Origin of the sequence: Amycolatopsis decaplanina DSM 44594, assembly GCF_000342005.1 — a bacterium.
Classification (GTDB): Bacteria; Actinomycetota; Actinomycetes; order Mycobacteriales; family Pseudonocardiaceae; genus Amycolatopsis; species Amycolatopsis decaplanina.
Window position 1 is genome coordinate 37482 of record NZ_AOHO01000061.1, and the last position, 13631, is coordinate 51112.

At 69.8% G+C, this 13631-nt stretch carries 18 protein-coding genes and 1 tRNA gene; 11 read left to right on the plus strand and 8 right to left on the minus strand.

The genetic code is table 11. From position 1 onward, the window contains the following. Positions 1-51 precede the first annotated feature (51 nt). Positions 52-729, plus strand: a complete 678-nt coding sequence (locus tag H074_RS21325) for a fasciclin domain-containing protein (protein WP_007032134.1) — start codon at positions 52-54, stop codon at positions 727-729. Between the two features lie 60 nt (positions 730-789). On the opposite strand, the gene H074_RS21330 is transcribed toward H074_RS21325, so the two are convergent. The 6 genes from H074_RS21330 to H074_RS21355 form a co-directional block, all read right to left on the minus strand. Then, on the minus strand, positions 790-1095 hold the full coding sequence (locus H074_RS21330; protein ID WP_007032135.1) for a hypothetical protein: 306 nt from the start codon (positions 1093-1095) through the stop codon (positions 790-792). Continuing rightward, positions 1092-1493 carry an Asp23/Gls24 family envelope stress response protein gene (locus H074_RS21335; protein WP_007032136.1) on the minus strand — a complete coding sequence of 134 codons (402 nt, stop codon included), beginning with the start codon at positions 1491-1493 and terminating at the stop codon, positions 1092-1094. The genes H074_RS21330 and H074_RS21335 overlap by 4 nt, the downstream gene beginning before the upstream one ends. Further along, positions 1483-2049, minus strand: coding sequence for a hypothetical protein (locus H074_RS21340; protein WP_007032137.1), 567 nt, complete (start codon positions 2047-2049; stop codon positions 1483-1485). The genes H074_RS21335 and H074_RS21340 overlap by 11 nt, the downstream gene beginning before the upstream one ends. Beyond that, complete coding sequence (locus tag H074_RS21345; protein ID WP_007032138.1) at positions 2040-2621, minus strand: RNA polymerase sigma factor; 582 nt, start codon at positions 2619-2621, stop codon at positions 2040-2042. Before H074_RS21345 ends, H074_RS21340 begins: the two co-directional genes overlap by 10 nt. A 155-nt stretch (positions 2622-2776) precedes the next feature. Further along, positions 2777-3940 carry an FAD-dependent monooxygenase gene (locus H074_RS21350; RefSeq protein WP_007032139.1) on the minus strand — a complete coding sequence of 388 codons (1164 nt, stop codon included), beginning with the start codon at positions 3938-3940 and terminating at the stop codon, positions 2777-2779. Between the two features lie 58 nt (positions 3941-3998). Further along, a complete protein-coding gene (locus tag H074_RS21355) occupies positions 3999-5144 on the minus strand; it encodes a CaiB/BaiF CoA transferase family protein (RefSeq protein ID WP_007032140.1) in 1146 nt (381 codons plus the stop codon). 148 nt (positions 5145-5292) lie between these two features. On the opposite strand from H074_RS21355, the gene H074_RS21360 reads away from it, so the two are divergent. The 7 genes from H074_RS21360 (at position 5293) to H074_RS21390 (ending at position 10579) form a co-directional block, all read left to right on the plus strand. Continuing rightward, on the plus strand, positions 5293-6120 hold the full coding sequence (locus tag H074_RS21360) for an NAD(P)H-binding protein (RefSeq protein WP_007032141.1): 828 nt from the start codon (positions 5293-5295) through the stop codon (positions 6118-6120). Between the two features lie 121 nt (positions 6121-6241). After that, positions 6242-6517: a hypothetical protein gene (locus H074_RS21365; RefSeq protein ID WP_007032142.1), complete on the plus strand. Its 276-nt coding sequence runs from the start codon at positions 6242-6244 to the stop codon at positions 6515-6517. Positions 6518-6526: 9 nt separating this feature from the next. After that, complete coding sequence (locus H074_RS21370) at positions 6527-7918, plus strand: sensor histidine kinase (RefSeq protein ID WP_007032143.1); 1392 nt, start codon at positions 6527-6529, stop codon at positions 7916-7918. Next, on the plus strand, positions 7915-8577 hold the full coding sequence (locus H074_RS21375; RefSeq protein WP_007032144.1) for a response regulator transcription factor: 663 nt from the start codon (positions 7915-7917) through the stop codon (positions 8575-8577). The genes H074_RS21370 and H074_RS21375 overlap by 4 nt, the downstream gene beginning before the upstream one ends. A 60-nt stretch (positions 8578-8637) precedes the next feature. Then, positions 8638-9222, plus strand: a complete 585-nt coding sequence (locus H074_RS21380; protein WP_007032145.1) for a DUF4956 domain-containing protein — start codon at positions 8638-8640, stop codon at positions 9220-9222. Further along, complete coding sequence (locus H074_RS21385) at positions 9219-9983, plus strand: polyphosphate polymerase domain-containing protein (protein ID WP_007032146.1); 765 nt, start codon at positions 9219-9221, stop codon at positions 9981-9983. Before H074_RS21380 ends, H074_RS21385 begins: the two co-directional genes overlap by 4 nt. 65 nt (positions 9984-10048) lie before the next feature. Beyond that, positions 10049-10579 (plus strand): hypothetical protein, encoded by a 531-nt coding sequence (locus H074_RS21390; protein ID WP_007032147.1) that lies wholly within the window; start codon positions 10049-10051, stop codon positions 10577-10579. Between the two features lie 25 nt (positions 10580-10604). Here H074_RS21390 and H074_RS41065 read toward each other — a convergent pair whose 3' ends face one another. Beyond that, positions 10605-10760, minus strand: coding sequence for a hypothetical protein (locus H074_RS41065; protein WP_167333176.1), 156 nt, complete (start codon positions 10758-10760; stop codon positions 10605-10607). Positions 10761-11018: 258 nt separating this feature from the next. Here H074_RS41065 and H074_RS21395 point away from each other — a divergent pair. After that, a tRNA-Ile gene (locus H074_RS21395) sits at positions 11019-11092 on the plus strand. Positions 11093-11403: 311 nt separating this feature from the next. Continuing rightward, complete coding sequence (locus tag H074_RS21400) at positions 11404-11871, plus strand: hypothetical protein (protein WP_235096837.1); 468 nt, start codon at positions 11404-11406, stop codon at positions 11869-11871. A gap of 60 nt (positions 11872-11931) precedes the next feature. Here the strand turns inward: H074_RS21400 and shbA are convergent, their stop codons facing one another. Beyond that, positions 11932-13098, minus strand: coding sequence for an RNA polymerase sigma factor ShbA (gene shbA / locus H074_RS42180; protein WP_007032149.1), 1167 nt, complete (start codon positions 13096-13098; stop codon positions 11932-11934). A gap of 187 nt (positions 13099-13285) precedes the next feature. Between shbA and H074_RS21410 the strand changes: the two genes are divergently transcribed. Beyond that, positions 13286-13537 (plus strand): WhiB family transcriptional regulator, encoded by a 252-nt coding sequence (locus tag H074_RS21410; protein ID WP_039923072.1) that lies wholly within the window; start codon positions 13286-13288, stop codon positions 13535-13537. Positions 13538-13631: the final 94 nt, after the last annotated feature.

Sequence of the window (13631 nt, forward strand, 5' to 3'; positions counted from 1 at the left end):
GTAGTTCCGAATACCCGGCAAGAGTCCGAAAAACAAATGGAGTGATTTTCCGTGAGCAAGCTTCGCGTCGCAGGAATCGGTTTCACCGCGGTCGCCGCGCTGGCCCTGGCCGCCTGCAGCAGCAACGACAGCGCTTCGTCCGGCAGCTCCAACAGCGCCTCCGCTCCCGCCCCGTCCTCGTCGATGTCGGCCCCGATGTCCAGCGCCGCTTCCGGTGACGGTGTGACCACCAACGCCGACGTGTTCGGCCCGGCCTGTTCGCAGCTGCCGCAGGGCAGTGCGCCCGGTTCGCTGGACTCGATGGGCCCGCAGCCGGTCGCCAGCGCCGCGTCGACCAACCCGCTGCTGACCAAGCTGGTCGCCGCGGTGAAGGCCACCAACCTGGTGGACACGCTCAACAGCCAGCAGGCCATCACCGTGTTCGCTCCGGCGGACCCGGCCTTCCAGGCGCTGGGTGACGCCAAGTTCAACGAGCTGGCAGGCAAGCCCGACGAGCTGGCCCCGATCCTGCAGTACCACGTCGTCGGCAAGCGCTACGACGCCAAGGGCCTGGAGGCCGCCAAGTCCGTGGAGAGCCTGAACACCGCGGGCGGCCCGATCAAGATCGAGGGCTCCGGCGAGAACATGACCGTCAACGGCGCGAAGATCCTGTGCGGCAACATCCCCACCAAGAACGCCACCGTCTTCGTCATCGACAAGGTGCTGACCCCGGGCACCAACAAGAACTAGGTCCCACACCACGATCGCGGTGGCCGCGCCTTCGGGCGAGGCCACCGCGTTCGTCGTGTGTCAGGGAACGAGCGCGGCGGCGTCCACATCGGTCACCACGAGCCGCAGGCTCGCGTTCTCCCACGGGGTTCCGGTCAGTACGGCGCGCAAAGCGGCCCCGGCGACCTCCGTGAGCGGCGGGATCGGCACTTCCAGCGCGACCACGCGGATCTCGACGACGTTCTCGGAGATGTCGACGGCCATCACGTCGAGATCCCATGGCACCGCCGAGGCGGCGGCCGTGGTGGACGGCGTCGCCGCGCGCAGTCCGGGTATCTCCCGGAGCGTGCTCAGCAGCGACGCGGTCAGTTCGGAACGTGCGGTCACAACAGTCCTCCACGGATTTCGATGTCCAAAATGGACACCGAGACGGCCGACGGGGTGAGCCCGGTCGCCTCGGTGACCGCCTTGCCGACGGCACGCTGCACCACCTGCGCGGTCGCCGCTGCCTGGTCGAGGCCGGAGAGCGAAAGGTCGATCTCCACCCGGACGTCCGGCGGATCGTGCTCGACGAACGCGCGGACCCCTTCCGTCGGCGCCGGTTCCAGGCCCTTGATCCGCTGCCGGGCGATCCGGGTCAGCGAGCCTGCCAGCCCGCGCAACCCGGGTTCCAGGCGCACCACGCCGGGGACCCGGGCCGCGGCGTGCGCGGCGACCGCCGCGATCACCGGCGGGGCGATCACCGTCTCGACCAGTTGCCCGGCCGGGGCCTGCTCACGCGTCATAGATGTCCTCCACCACCAGATCGAGCCGGGCCAGGCGGAGACCGACCCTGGCGCCCGCCGCCGCCGTGACCCGCTCGCGGACGACGTCCAGCGAGTCACCGTCGAAATCATGCGCGATCGCCAGGTTCAGTTCCACGTTCACGGCCAGCGCGTCAGTGGTATCCGGCGCGGGCACGACCCGGCAGCGCCGGGCGCGGACGCCGTTCACGGAGTCCGCGGCGAACCGCAGCACCGCCGCGACCGCCTGATCGCTCACCCGCACCTCGCCCGGTTCCGGGCTGGCCAGCGGCACCAGGTCCCGGCGCCGTACCTCGGCGCGGATCGCGGACATGATGCGCCCGGTGAGATCCGGCGACGGCTCGGCGTCGTCCTCGGCCAGCTCCCTGGTCAGCCCGCGCAGCACCAGAAGGCTTTCGCGGGTCGCCCGGCAGTGCGGGCAGTCGAGTTCGTGCGCGTCCGCCCGGCCGGCGTCGACCTCGTCGAGCCGTTCCCAGACCTGTTCCACATCGCGGCCGCACGGCAGTAGGTAGTCCTGGGTCGCGTGGTTCATCGCCATGGCGCCATCACCTCCGCCAACTGTGCTCGTGCTCTCGCGATGCGTCCGCGCACCGCTGTGGTGGTCGCCCCGATCGCCTTCGCGATCTCGTCGTAGGAGCGCCCGTGGACCTCGCGCAACAGCCAGCAGGCCCGTTGCTCGGCGGTCAGCTGATCCAGTGCTCCGGTCAGCGCCGTCATCTGCGCGCTGGTCTCGGCAGCGCGATCCGGCCGCCCCACCGAACCGGTGGATTCCTGCTGGTCCAGCTCGACGTCGGCCACCGGCTTCCTGGCGCGGATCACGTTCAGGCACCGGTTGGTCGTCATCCGGTAGAGCCAGCCGACGAACGCCGCGTCCTCCTGCAGCTGGTCGAGCCGCCGCCAGGCGACGAGGAACACCTCCTGGACGACGTCCTCGGCGTCCCCTTTGTTCCCCAGCATCCGCAGCGCCAGCCGGTACATCGGCCCCTGGAAACGCAGGACGAGCTGCTCGTACGCACGGATCTCACCGTCGCGGGCGCGCGCCACCAGTGTCGCGTCGTCCAGCACCGTTTCGCCGGCCGCGAGCGGTTCGGTTCTCGCTGAAGTCGTCATCGAGCGCACCTGTGCAGTGCCGCCATGCCGAAGCTCCCTTCACGCCACCTACGTCCGGTGACACACGTAAGACACCGTTTCCCCGGAAACGTCACGCGGGAAACTTCGTCCAGCCGACCACGGCACCGCGGATCGCGCACGCCGAGACCGGGTGGTCAGCCCTGCCGGGCGAGCGCGGGGTACTCGTCGAGGGTGATGTCGGTCGCGAACTTGTCGGTCACCCACAGCATCCACCGCAGCAGGAACCGCCGCCGGAACATCTGGTTGCGCAGCTTGATCCGCAGCTTCGTCGGCGGCGCGAGGAACGGCCCGGCGTTGGCGTTGCCGGCCACCTTGGCGTAGCCGCGGAACTTCTCGTCGTACCGGCGGAAGGCGAGTTCGTGGTCGCCGTTCGCCGCGGCGAGTTCACCCGCGATGACATAAGCGGCCACGACGGCGAGCCCGGTGCCGAAGCCGCCCAGCGTGTTGCCGTACGCCGCGTCGCCGAGGAGTGCGACGCGTCCGGAGGAGTAGCCGTCCATCGCGACCCGGCCGATCGAGTCCAGGTAGACGTTGTCCGAGCGCTTCACCGCCTCCATCAGTTCGGGCAGCCGCCAGCCGCCGCCGGCGAACGCGGCGGCCAGGATCTCCTTCTGCTTCCCGGTGTCGTACCGGTCATAGCCGATCTCAGGGGAGGCGAACACGAAGAACGCGGGCGCCTTGGGGCCGCCGGTGGCGGCCAGGCGGCCGGGCTCGTTGTACATCACCGCCGGGCCGCCGTCGGTCGCGCGGGTCTCGACCAGGGCGTAGTAGTGGCCGAGGTGCTCCACGTAATCGGCTTCCGGGCCGAACGCCAGCCGCCGCACGGTGGAGTGGATACCGTCCGCGCCGAAGACGAGATCGAACCGCCTCGGGGCACCCCGCTCGAAGGTGACGTCGACGCCGTCTGCCGTTTCGGTCAGTGAAGCGATGGAATCGCCGAAGACGTACTCGCAGTCCCGCTCGGTCCGTTCGTAGAGGATCCGGGCCAGGTCACCGCGCCGGATCTCGACGTCGCCACCGGTGAACTCGCCGGGCATGACCGCGAGCGGCCGTCCCTCGGCGTCGATGATGGTCTGGTCCAGCCCCCCGGTCTGGTGCCGGCGGATCTCGTCGAGGATGCCCATCCGTTCCAGCACGGTGCGATGGGTCGCGCCCTTGAAGTCGACCGCCTGACCGCCGGTGCGGAGTCCAGGCGACCGTTCGACGACGGTGACCGCGTAGCCCTGGCGGGAGAGCCAGAAGGCGAGGGCGGGACCGGCGATGCCGGCGCCGGAGATGAGGACTGTCCTGTTCGTCATGGCAGGAGCTTCGCCGCCCGCGTTGACGAAGCGCTGACAGTCCGCTGACGGCTCTCCGTCAGCTCCAACCGGGCAAGGGAAGGGTGAGTTGGCCGGGGTCGTCCGGCGGCGCGGTCTCGTACCGCGGCGGTGTCGCCGACAGCCCGATCGGGTTGCGGGTCAGCCGCACGGAGGTGCCGTCGGGCCGCGGGAGATCGACCGTCGGGTTCAGGCCGAGCCGTTCGGCCAGTGCGAACGCGCCCGCGACGTCGTTGACCTCCCCGGCGGGCACCCCGGCCGCGCTCAAGTCCGCCGCCCACTCGGCGGCGGGACGCCTGCCCAGGTGGTCTTCGAGCAGCGCGCGGAGTTCGGCCCGGTGCTCGACCCGCGCCGGATTGGTCGCGAACCGGGTGTCGCCCGCGACCTCCGGCAGTCCGATGACCTCGCACAACGCCGCGAACTGCCGGTCGTTGCCGACGGCGAGCGCGAGTTCGTGATCGGCGCAGGGGACGAGTTCGTAGGGGGCGATGCTGGGGTGCCGGTTGCCCATCCGCGCCGGGACCGTGCCGCCGGAGGTGTACGCGCTGCCCTGGTTGACCAGCGCGGCGAGCAGGCTGGACAGCAGATCGATCTCGACACGCTGCCCCTGCCCGGTCCGGTCGCGGTGGCGCAGGGCGGCGAGGATGCCGACGCTCGCGAACAGCCCGGCCAGGACGTCGACGAGCGCGACGCCGACCTTCTGCGGCTCGCCCGCGGGGTCGCCGGTGATGCTCATCAGCCCGCCGACGGCCTGGATGAGCAGGTCGTAGCCGGGCAGCGCGGCGCCGCCACCGGAACCGAAACCCGTCACGGAGCAATGGACTAGGCCGGGATTCGCCGCCAGCAGGACCTCCGGGCCGAGGCCGAGGCGGTCCATCACGCCGGGCCGGAAGTTCTCGACCACGACGTCGGCCTCCAGCGCGAGCGCGCGGGCCTGGGCGAGGTCGTCCGGAACACCGAGGTCCAGCGCCACGCTCGTCTTGTTCCGGTTGACCGACTGGAAGTACGTCGCCTGACCGGCCGCGTCGTAGGGCGGGCCCCAGCTGCGGGTGTCGTCGCCGGTGCCCGGCCGCTCGACCTTGATCACCGTCGCGCCGAGGTCGGCCAGCAGCATGGTGGCGAACGGGCCGGCGAGCACCCGCGAGAAGTCGAGGACCCGCAGGGGGCCGAGTGCGGTTTCGGGCATGGGCCCGACCCTAAGCGGCCGTTCGCGTCTTCGAAGTTGTGATCACGCTCACGAAAGGCCGGTTTTCCCAATACTTTCCTCTAGGTACCTACTATCTCTCGGAAGGTAGCTTCGGTCGCGTCGACGAAACGCGAACCGAGGAGAGATCATGATCGTGGTGACCGGAGCGACCGGGAACGTGGGACGGCTGCTGGTGGAATCCCTTGCCGCCGCGGGAGAAGAGGTGACGGCGGTGTCGCGCCGGATCTCGGCGGCGGACGTGCCGGATGGCGTGCGGACCGTGCGGGCCGACCTCGCCGAGACCGGCGGACTGAAGCGGGTCTTCGACGGCGCGGACCGGGTTTTCCTTTTGACGTCGGGAGAATTCATGGCGGCGGGCGGCGATGTCGCGGAAGTCGTCGCGGCGGCCGGGGAAGCAGGCGTCGGACGGATCGTGCTGCTGTCCTCCCAAGGCGTCGGGACCGGGCGGCACGCGCCCGCGTTCGAAGAGGCGGTCAAGGCGTCCGGTCTGGAGTGGACGGTGCTGAGGCCGGGCGGTTTCGCGTCGAACGCCTTCCAGTGGGCACCGGCGATCCGTGCCGATCGTGTCGTCGCCGCGCCGTTCGGCGACGTCGCCCTGCCGGTCATCGACCCGGCGGACATCGCCGGCGTCGCGGCGGCGGTGCTGCGGGAATCCGGCCACCACGGCCGGACCTACGTGCTCACCGGGCCCGAGCCGATCTCGCCCCGGCGGCAGGTGGCGGACCTCGCCGACGCGCTGGGCGAGCCGCTGCGGTTCGCCGAACTGAGCGAAGACGAGGCACGCGCCGCGATGTCGGAGTTCATGCCGCCGGTGGTCGTGGAGGCCACGCTCTCGATCCTCGGCAGGCCGACGGAGGACGAACTGCGTGTCAGCCCCGACGTCGAGAAGGTGCTCGGACGGCCGGGGCGCACCTTCGCAGACTGGGCGGCGCGGAACGCGGCGGCGTTCAAGTGACCAGGCCTCGTGAGTGGTGAGGACGGTTCTAACCGTCCTCACCACTCACGAAGAGTCCGGATGAGGAAGTTCTCATCGAGCCCTCATCGGCGGCTCACCGGCACCGGGCAGCCTGAGTGGTATGCGAGTCCGAATCATCGTCCTGGCCGGGATCGCCGCCGTCGTGGTGGCGGCCACCGGCACGTTCGCCGTCATCGCGGCCACGGCCGCCTCCCCGCCCGACCTGGGCCCGGCGGTCGTCGCCCCGGCCGGGCAGGCCGTCTCCGGGCCGGGGGACGCGGGCGCCCCGCCCGCCGTCGTCCCGCCCCGGCTGGCCGGGCACGACGACGACCTCGATGATGGCGATGACCATGACGACGACGGTGACGACCATTTCGACTTCGACCTCGACGACTGAGCGGGGCCGATGAGCGCCCGCGCCCGGATCCTCGCGTGGGTGCTGCTGGTCGTGCTGCTCGCGCTCGCCGGATCGCTGCTGGCCACCCGCACCGTCCTGCACAACCAGCTGGACCAGCGGCTCGACAACGAGATCGCGCACGAGACCGGCAAGCTCAGGGCCTTCCTGGCGTCGCCGGACGCCCGCCCGGCCGGGCAGCCCGCCACCGTCGAGGCTGTCCTCGGCCGTCACCTGGAACGGAATCTGCCCGAGAAGTACGAGACGTTCTTCTCGATCAGCGACGGCGCCGCGTCGAGACGGAGCGCCATCGAGCCGCCGGTCCGGCTCGACACCGACCCGAAGTTCGTCGGCGAACTGTCCCGGGCCACAAGCCCGGCTTACGGCACGGTCACCACCGCCGTCGGGTCCGCGCGCTACGGCGTCGTCCCGGTGACCATCGAAGGCTCGCCAGGCCGCGGCGCGCTGGTGATCGTCGAGTTCGTCGACCACGCCGCCGGCGAGATCAACGACGTCGTCGGCGTGATGGCCGCGATGTCGGGGGCCGCGCTGGTGCTGGCCGGGCTGATCGGCTGGCTGGTCGCGGGCCGCATCCTCGCGCCCGTGCGGGAGGTCCGCCTGGCCGCCGAGCAGATCGGCGAAACCGATCTTTCCCGCCGCATCGAGGTCCGGGGCTCGGATGACGTCGCCGCGCTCGGCCGCACCTTCAACACGATGCTGGGCCGGCTCGAAAGCGCCTTCGCCGGGCAGCGCGACTTCATCGACGACGCCGGGCACGAACTGCGCACGCCGATCACGATCGTCCGCGGCCATATCGAGCTGATGGGTGACGACCCAGGGGAGAACGCGGCCACACGGCATCTGGTCCTCGACGAACTCGGGCGGATGCAGCGGATCGTGGACGACCTGCTGGTACTCGCGAAATCCGGCAACCCCGATTTCCTGGCGCCCGGCGACACCGACCTCGCCGATCTCACCGTCGAGACGCTGGCCAAATCCCGTCCGCTGGCCGATCGCGTCTGGCGGCTCGACGCGGTCGCCGAGGCGAGCGTTCGCGCCGACGGTCAGCGGCTCGCGCAGGCCCTGCTGCAGCTGGTCTCCAACGCCGTCCGGCACACTTCGCCGGGCCAGGAGATCGCCCTCGGCTCGGAGGTGACCGCGACGACGGCGCGGCTCTGGGTCCGCGACACCGGCGAGGGTGTCCCACCCGATTCGAGAAGCCGGATCTTCGAACGGTTCAAACGCGGCAGCAACTCGAGCGGCGACGACGGCGCCGGGCTCGGCCTGGCGATCGTCGCCGCGATCGCCGAGGCGCACGGCGGCCGCGTCCTGCTCGACACCGTGCCCGGTGAAGGCGCGCGGTTCACCATGGAGATCCCTGTCGCGGAAGGTGCGGACCGGTGACCAGTGTGCTGGTGGTGGAGGACTCCGCCCGGATCGGTGCGTTCGTCGAGAAGGGCCTGCGGGCGCAGGGTTTCGCGACCCGCTGGGTCAAGACCGGCTCCGAAGGGCTGACCGAGGCGCTGACCGGCGCGCACGACCTGGTCGTCCTCGACCTCGGGCTCCCGGACCTCGACGGCTCGGATCTGCTACGGGCCCTGCGCGCGGCGGGCCGGACGGTGCCGGTGATCATCCTGACCGCGCGGGACAGTGTCGTCGACCGGGTCGCCGGGCTGTCCGGCGGCGCCGACGACTATCTGGCCAAACCCTTCGCGTTCGAGGAACTACTGGCGCGGATCCGGTTGCGGCTGCGCGGAAATCCCGAAGCCGAACCGGCGGTGCTGCGCGCCGGGGACCTCTCGCTCGACCTGCGCACGCGGAAGGTCTCGGTGGCGGGGGAAGAGAAGGACCTCACCGCCCGCGAGTTCGCGTTGCTGGAGACGTTGCTGCGCCACCGTGGCCAGGTGCTGTCCCGTGAGCAGTTGCTCGGCGGGGTCTGGGGTTTCGACTTCGACCCCGGATCGAACGTGGTGGACGTCTACATCCGGTACCTGCGCGGGAAGATCGGCGCCGACCGGATCGAAACCGTGCGGGGTATGGGCTACCGGCTCGGTGAGTCCTGATGAGACGGTTCTCATCGGCTTCTCACGGCGGTCTCTTTTTCCGGCGGCACAGTGGTTTCCATGACCACGACACTGCTTCATCTCGCCGTCGACCTCGTCGCCGCCGTCATCCTCGCCTACGGTATCTACGCCCGTCGCCATCACCGCGGTGACCTCGCCTGTGCCTATCTCGCGCTGAACGTCGGCGTCTGCGTTTCGGTCGCCGTGCTGCTTTCCGTGTCGACCGCGAGCGCCCTCGGCCTCGGCCTGTTCGGCGTGCTGTCGATCATCCGGCTGCGGTCCGATTCGATCAGCCAGCAGGAGGTCGCGTACTACTTCGTCGCGCTGGTTCTCGGTCTGGTGAACGGGCTGCCGTCCGCGGACTGGCGGATCGTCGCCGTCTTCAACGTCCTGCTGCTCGCCGTCATGTACGTCGCCGACCACCCGTCGCGTACCCGCGGCCCGCGGCGGCGGACGGTCGTGCTCGACACCGTGTACCCCGACGAGCAGACGATGCTGATGGAACTGCGGGCGCGGCTCGGCGGAACGGTCGTGCGGCACAGCGTGTCCGAAGTGGACTATGTCCGGGAGGTCACCGTCGTCGACGTCCGGTTCCGCCCGGACGCCGCCGCGGTCGTCCACGGCGCTCCGGCGGGGCACCGGTGAGCGGGCGCGGAACGGCCACCGTCGCGGCGGTGGCGAAAGGGCTTCCTTCGCTGTCGCTGGCCGAAGTCGTCGCCACGAGCGGGTTGATGAGCCGGACGGACCGCAAGTACGTCCTGTCGCTCAATGACTTCCTGGCCGTCACCGACGCGTTGTCGCCGCGCTGCCTGGAGATCGACGGGCAGCGGGTGTTCGGCTACTCGTCGACGTATTTCGACACCCCGGATCTCGCGATCTTCCGGGCGCACCGGCAGGACCGGCGGCGCCGGTTCAAGATCCGCACACGCACCTACACCGACTCGGCCGACACCTACTGCGAGCTCAAGGTCAGCGGACGGCGCGACGAAACGGTCAAGGTCCGCCGCCCGCATCCGGCCGAGGCGGCGCACGGCCTGGCCGCGCCCGCGCTGGCGTTCCTCGACGACGCCCTCACCGCCGCCTACGGCCACCCCGTGCCGCGGCCGCTGACCCCCGCGCTGGTCACCGGCTACCGGCGGACGACCCTCGTCACCGCCGACACGCGGATCACTTGTGACACGTCGCTGGTCTGGCGGTCCGGTCCGCGGAGCCTGGCCGCCGGAGGCGACCTGGTGCTGTTGGAGGTGAAGTCGGCCTCCGGACGCAACAGCGTCACCGAGGCGCTGGCGAAACTGCGGATCCGGGAACAGTCGGTGAGCAAGTACTGCGCGGGCCTGGTGGCGCTGGGGCTGGCGACCGGCGGGAACCGGTGGCGACCGGCGCTGCGGCGGCTCGGGGTGGCGTAACGATCGCGGCACGGCCGCCGACCCTTGCTGTCGGGCCGGCCGGCCCGAACCGAGGGAGGACGAACATGAGGACCAGGGAGAAGGCCGCGCTCGCCGTGGCGGGGCTGGCCGTCGCCGCGGCCGGGGCCACGGTGTTCGCCGGGACGTCCGGCGCCGTCGGACCTTCGCCGGCACCGAGCGTGCAGGCCGCGGAGACGTCGTGCGTGACCGACGGCGCCGGGATGTGCACCGTGCGGCACGCGCTGGGTACGGTCCCGGCGGTGGTTGTCGTCTCGGCGAACACGCCGGGGCAATTCAACGCGTACATGCTGAACACGGTGCAGGGTTCGTACACGGCGACCACGTTCCAGGTGCGGGCGATGTTCGACCAGACCACGCCGAAGGTGGGCGGGGCGATCTGGTTCAGTTTCGCGGCCTATGGCGGTGCAGCGGTCAGCACCACGCCGAAGCTGCCATCGACGACCTTGCCGCCGACTACTCCGACGCCGACAGCGCCCACACCCACCACGACAGCAGTGCCGACCACGATGCCTACGTCCACGACGCCTGCTGAGGCGAGTAGCCCGCCGGGTGGCGGCTCCGGTCTGGGGGGCTGACCGTCCAAAGAGGACCGGTAATCGACTACCGGGGTCGCGGTGGCCGGTCGTCCAGCTCGTCGGAGAGGATCGCGTCGATACGGAGACCGGCTCGCCGCAGTACCCGGATGCTCGCCCTCAGTGACAACACGACGCCGATGACGGCCGCGACACCGAGCCCGATGGCGACCGGATTCGCCACGAGCGCCTCCCTGCCCGATGGGCGCGATACCCCAGGCCCATCCCGATGGTCAGCGTGTCCCGAACGGCTCGCCGCTCGGCGTTGGTCTCTGCAACCTAGACGAGCCGGCTTTGCCCGGCGCCGGAAACCAGCTGTTTGGCCTAGGCGATCGTGGCAGGCGAGCACTGTGATAACTTGGAACGAACTGGGACTTCTGTGCGTTCGCAAACCTGCTGTTCGGGCTGGGGCGGCTCCCGCGGAGGTCTCAGGGCACCCTTGGGGCCGGTAGCTCAGTTGGTTAGAGCAGGGGACTCATAATCCCTTGGCCGTCGGTTCGAGCCCGACCCGGCCCACTCCCGGAGTCACCGCTGTCCATTGTGGACGAGCCGCCTCGGAATCGGGGAAGTTTCAGCAGGTTGTTCCTCCTGATCCCGTCCGTCCTCGTACGGAGGAATTGATCTCCACGGCCACCCGGTGGCTTCCTTCGTCCACATAGGCTTTCCCGTCGTCGTCTTCGATCCACGCCACGATCGCGGAAGCGAAACTCTCGCCGGTTTTCGCCGCTGCCGGGGTCGATCCAGCTCAGTTTCGTGATGCGTCCGCACCTCGTTACGCCGTGCCTCGGACGTTACGAGTTCGAGTGCGGGCGTCCGTTCTGAGTCAGATGACGCAGACCGCGCGCGTTTCGCCGTGTCAAAGTCCTCGCGCCGGCGGGAACACCAGCCGGCGGAGAGGGGAAACGGACATGTGCGCTGCCCACAAGACATCGGCCGGAATCCTGGCCGCGGCGGTGGCCTGGATGAACGGATTCTGCGGCGCGGTCAAGGATTTCGTCGAAGGCAACAGCAAGATGCCGTCGGCGAGCGGCGAAACCATCGAGGCCGTCAAGAAGAGCACGAGCGATCAGCTTGGGCATTATGCGGCGATCTTGACCAAGACGGTCGACGGCCTCAGCGCTCTGCCCGCCGCGCCGGTTCCGGCCGGAGACGCGGCGAAGCAGGACTTCCTCGGGAAGTGCACCTCGGCACGCGACAAGACAGTGAAAGCGAAGGCGGGTCTGGACGCGTCGGGGAAGAACGACACCGCCGCGCAAGGTCGTGCGGTCGAGGGGCTGCCGTCCCTTGACTCGTGAGTGGTAAGGACGGTTCTAACCGTCCTTACCACTCACGAGCCCGGGCACCCACTGCCGCCTTCACGCATCCGTGAGAATTTTCCGCAGTCGCGTCAAAGCCCGGTGCTGCGCCACCCGCACGGCACCCGCCGTCGAGCCGACCACGCCGGCGGTCTCCTCCGCGGACAGGCCGACGACGATCCGCAACACGACGATCTCCCGCTGCTTGTCCGGCAGGATCCGCAGCAGTTCACCCATCCGGTCGCTCAATTCGTTGTGCAGCGCGTGTTGTTCCGGGCCCGCGGAATCCGAGATCCCGTCGGGGACTTCGGAGACGGGTTCGGTGCGGTTGCGGGCGGCGGCGCGGCGGGCGTCGGCGACCTTGTGCTGGGCGATGCCGTAGACGAAGGCGAGGAACGGCCGCCCTCGTTCGCGATAGGTGGGCAGTGCCCGGAGGATCGCCACGCAGACCTCCTGCGCGACGTCATCCGCCGAGGCGTACGTCCGTTCCTGCCTGCCTATGCGCGCCCGGCAATACCGGATCACGAGCGGGCGGATGGTGGTCAGCAGATGGTCCAGCGCCCGCCGGTCACCGCGTCCGGCGGCCGCGACGGGCTCGTCGAGGGTGTACCAGTGCGACGGCGTCACCTGTTCGGGTTCCGCGTCCTCCGGCTCGACCAGCGCCAGTTCTCTGATCATCGCGCGGTTCTTGATCCGGGACAGCGTGTCATCGGCGTCGAGCCCCACTCGCAACGCGTCGAGGAAGGCGCTGTTCGCGCTGTCCAGGCGGCCGATGAAATCGGGGTCGTGCTCCGCCAGACGGCCACGCGCGTGGCGCAGGGTCGCGCTGACCGCCTCGTCCGCGATACCGAGCACCCCGGCGATCTCCCGCGACGAGTAGCCGTCCAGTGCCCAGGCCATGCCGAGTTGCTGGCGTTTCGGCAGCCTGCCCAGCATCGTCAGGACGGCCGACGCCTCGTCGGCGAGAACGGTGAGTTTGTCCTCCCGGCCCGCGTCGGCGAAGGCCCAATCGGCCCGGACCGCGGTCTGTTCCTTCGCCCGCCGGTGCCCGACGCGGCGGACCCAGGCTTTCGGATGGGTGATGCCTTGCCAGTCCTCATAGGCGTTGAGCATCGCCTCCGCGGCCGCGTCCCGCGCCGGGTCCAGTGCGAAGCCCGCCTTGCAGAGAAAGCCGGTGAGCAGCGGAAATTCGACGTGGAAGAACTCGTCGAACCCGTCGTGGCCCATCACCCGCACTCACCGCTCTCTGCCGCCTGACGCGAATGCCCTCACAGGACAGGTGCGGTGAGCGGACCGCTGAGTGTAACGATTCGGTCACGGTGATGTTTGCGCGGAGTGCCTCTCCGGATACCCGGCATCGAGCGGAAGTCGTTTGACGAGGAAGGGAAAATCGGAAAAAGGAGGTGATAGGAAAATGGAAATGAGGATGGCGGGTGACCTGAGCGAGGCCGCTTGCCGCGGTGAGGATCCCGAACTGTTCTTCCCGGTCACCGAAACCGGCCCCGGCGCACGGCAGGCGGCCAGGGCGAAGGCCGTCTGCGCGCGGTGCCCGGTCGTTTCGGCCTGCCTGGCCTACGCCGTGGACAACGGGTTGGCTCATGGCGTTTTCGGCGGGATGACCGGCAGCGAACGACGCCACTTGATTCGCGTCGGTAATGCCGCCTGAAACCACTTGATCGCGTTACCGGATTTCCACGGTGTTCTTCGTGCGCGCGAAAAGAGGGGCCTGGTTCCGTGAACCGGGCCCCTCTCTCGTGGCG

Coding starts and splice junctions, on each gene's coding strand:
- H074_RS21335 (WP_007032136.1), bottom strand. CDS start 1,493: ATGACGCGTGAGCAGGCCCCGGCCGGGCAACTGGTCGAGACGGTGATC.
- H074_RS21340 (WP_007032137.1), bottom strand. CDS start 2,049: ATGGCGATGAACCACGCGACCCAGGACTACCTACTGCCGTGCGGCCGC.
- H074_RS21345 (WP_007032138.1), bottom strand. CDS start 2,621: ATGACGACTTCAGCGAGAACCGAACCGCTCGCGGCCGGCGAAACGGTG.
- H074_RS21350 (WP_007032139.1), bottom strand. CDS start 3,940: ATGACGAACAGGACAGTCCTCATCTCCGGCGCCGGCATCGCCGGTCCC.
- H074_RS21355 (WP_007032140.1), bottom strand. CDS start 5,144: ATGCCCGAAACCGCACTCGGCCCCCTGCGGGTCCTCGACTTCTCGCGG.
- H074_RS21360 (WP_007032141.1), top strand. CDS start 5,293: ATGATCGTGGTGACCGGAGCGACCGGGAACGTGGGACGGCTGCTGGTG.
- H074_RS21365 (WP_007032142.1), top strand. CDS start 6,242: ATGCGAGTCCGAATCATCGTCCTGGCCGGGATCGCCGCCGTCGTGGTG.
- H074_RS21370 (WP_007032143.1), top strand. CDS start 6,527: ATGAGCGCCCGCGCCCGGATCCTCGCGTGGGTGCTGCTGGTCGTGCTG.
- H074_RS21380 (WP_007032145.1), top strand. CDS start 8,638: ATGACCACGACACTGCTTCATCTCGCCGTCGACCTCGTCGCCGCCGTC.
- H074_RS21390 (WP_007032147.1), top strand. CDS start 10,049: ATGAGGACCAGGGAGAAGGCCGCGCTCGCCGTGGCGGGGCTGGCCGTC.
- H074_RS21400 (WP_235096837.1), top strand. CDS start 11,404: ATGACGCAGACCGCGCGCGTTTCGCCGTGTCAAAGTCCTCGCGCCGGC.
- shbA (WP_007032149.1), bottom strand. CDS start 13,098: ATGGGCCACGACGGGTTCGACGAGTTCTTCCACGTCGAATTTCCGCTG.
- H074_RS21410 (WP_039923072.1), top strand. CDS start 13,286: ATGGAAATGAGGATGGCGGGTGACCTGAGCGAGGCCGCTTGCCGCGGT.